General features: G+C 64.2%; 2 protein-coding genes. One reads left to right on the top strand and one right to left on the bottom strand.

Annotated elements, in window-relative coordinates; all coding sequences use genetic code 11:
• Positions 1–159: 159 nt before the first annotated feature.
• Complete coding sequence (locus tag LDQ05_RS19490) at positions 160–1,113, bottom strand: LysR family transcriptional regulator (RefSeq protein ID WP_226438599.1); 954 nt, start codon at positions 1,111–1,113, stop codon at positions 160–162.
• Positions 1,114–1,186: 73 nt separating this feature from the next.
• Here LDQ05_RS19490 and dapA point away from each other — a divergent pair, with 73 nt between their 5' ends.
• On the top strand, positions 1,187–2,098 hold the full coding sequence (gene dapA, locus LDQ05_RS19485) for a 4-hydroxy-tetrahydrodipicolinate synthase (RefSeq protein WP_226438598.1): 912 nt from the start codon (positions 1,187–1,189) through the stop codon (positions 2,096–2,098).
• Positions 2,099–2,249 lie beyond the last annotated feature (151 nt).

The raw sequence follows: 2,249 nt of genomic DNA, 5'->3' as shown, positions 1-2,249 counted from the left end.
CCGCTTGCATGGCGAGATCAACCACGTCCCGCCTGTCGAGTACGAGGCCGCCTACTGGGCAAATCACTCGGCGGCCGACTACCGTGAGACACCGGTCCTCGCTGAGGCTGGAACCAGATTGCTGAGCCTCCGCCGAACTCGGGGCGATTCACTAGCGACTCACCGTCCACAACCTGCCTGCGAAGAACAGCCAAGCGACGCAGCGCTCACTGCCGGTGGGGTCTGAACGCTCAACTCCACGAGCAGCGCCTGCAGCGCCGGACTTGCTTCGGCGCTGCGCCGCCAGGCTGCACGGACCTCGCGCTTGGGCGGCCGCTGCAGTTGCCGACTGATCAGGCCCTCGCCCAACGGTGGTCGGGCCAACCGGGGGACCAGGGCAATGACCTGGCCGGACATGACCAGCGAGAGCTGGCTGGAAAAATCGTCGATCATATGCCGCACGTCGGGCTCCTCTGGAATGTCGGCGACAAGGCGACGGAACCACTCGTGGCACACCGTGCCGCGCGGGCTGGTCACCCAGGCATGACCTGCCAGATCAACATCGGTCAGCGGGGTATCAATCGCAGTGAGCGGATGGGTGCGGTGCATGATCACATCGCCCACGTCGGTGTGTAGTAGTCGTGCGGTCAGGGACGACGGCAGTGTCGTGGGCAGGTCGTCGGCATCGTGAACGACGGCGAGATCGGCGATTCCCGCGTCGACGCTGCGCAGCGCCTGGTCGGCGTCTTCTTCGAAGATCCGCACCTGCACGTCCGGGTAGCGCGTGATGAACGCCGCGACGGCGGGGGCCAGTAGCCCGCGGATCGCGGTCGAGAAGGCCGCTACTCGCAGTGCGCCGCGGGGGGTGCCCTGGGCGACAGACTGGGCTGCTGCGAGGCAACGTTCGAGGGTCTGGAACACTTCTGGTGCGGATTCGACGATAACCTGGCCTGCCGGGGTCAACACAACCTTGCGCCCAGCGGGTGCAAGCACGGCGACACCGAGTTGTTTCTCCAGCCGCTTGATCTGTTGCGAGACGGCCGAGGCTGTGAAACCGAGCTCCTCGGCGGCCTGTGCCACGGTGCCCAGCTCCGCTACCGAACGCAAAGCGCGTAATGCCCCCACATCAATCATGAAAGCAGGCTACTGGATACCGGGAACAGATCGTTGCTGGACGCAGCCTGGGCCGGGCGACATGATCGGAACCATGACCGAGCCGCAGCTGTCTGCCGACCGACTCTTCGGTTCCAACCTCGTCGCGATGGTGGCCCCAATGAATTCCGATGGCTCGCTTAGTGAGTCCGGAATGGACGGTCTTGTCGACCACCTTGTTGCCACCGGATGTGACGGTCTCGTGGTCAACGGCACCACGGGCGAATCGTCGACGCTGACTGAGGCCGAATCTGCTCAGCTGGTTGGTGCCGTCGCAGCCCGCTCCACCGGCCGCGCCAAGGTGATTGCTGGGATCGGCACCTATGACACCAAGGCCACCATCAGCCGGGCCCGCGACGCGGAAGAGGCCGGCGCGGACGCGTTACTGATGGTTTGCCCATACTACTCGAGGCCGACACAAGCCGGAGTCATTGCGCACTGCCTGGCCGTTGCTGACGCAACTGCACTGCCTGTGATGCTCTATGACGTACCTGCGCGCACGGGCATGGAAATTGCGGCGTCCACGCTGATCGAACTCGCTGCACATCCCCGGATTGTGGCGGTCAAGGACGCCAAGGGCGACCTGTTCGAGGCGCAGTCGGTCATGGACCGCACAGGCCTGGCCTACTATTGCGGTATCGACCAGCTGAACCTTCCGTATCTGGCAGTCGGCGCCACCGGCTTGCTCAGCGTGGTGGGCAATGTCGCAGCCGATCGCAACGCCGAGATGATCGCAGCCGTCCGCCGTGGCGACCTTGATACGGCCCGCTCCATCCAGCGGTCGCTGATTCCGCTGACCAGCGCAATGATGCTCGGCGCGGGTGGCGCGATCACGGCCAAGGCTGCACTGACCCAGCTCGGTGTCATCCCGAACGCCACCGTCCGGATGCCACTGCTGGACCTCACGCCCTCCGAACTCCGGCTGTTGGCGGACGCGCTCACCGGCGTTGCGGCCATCGTCGGCTGAAACCTCTCATCCTCCATACGAGAAAGTCCTAGTAAGCCTGGATGCACCGAACCGGCGGAGATAACCAGCGCGTCGTAACAACGAAATGCCCTGTCGTAGTGAAAGAATTGAACTTCTCACAGAAACAATTCGGCCACCACGAAGGGCATCT

The sequence above is a fragment of the Rhodococcus yananensis genome (assembly GCF_020515525.1).
GTDB classification, from domain to species: Bacteria; Actinomycetota; Actinomycetes; order Mycobacteriales; family Mycobacteriaceae; genus Rhodococcus; species Rhodococcus yananensis.
The sequence above is the reverse complement of the archived record's forward strand: the minus strand, read 5'-3'. Positions and strand labels throughout refer to the sequence as shown.

Coding starts and splice junctions, on each gene's coding strand:
- dapA (WP_226438598.1), top strand. CDS start 1,187: ATGACCGAGCCGCAGCTGTCTGCCGACCGACTCTTCGGTTCCAACCTC.
- LDQ05_RS19490 (WP_226438599.1), bottom strand. CDS start 1,113: ATGATTGATGTGGGGGCATTACGCGCTTTGCGTTCGGTAGCGGAGCTG.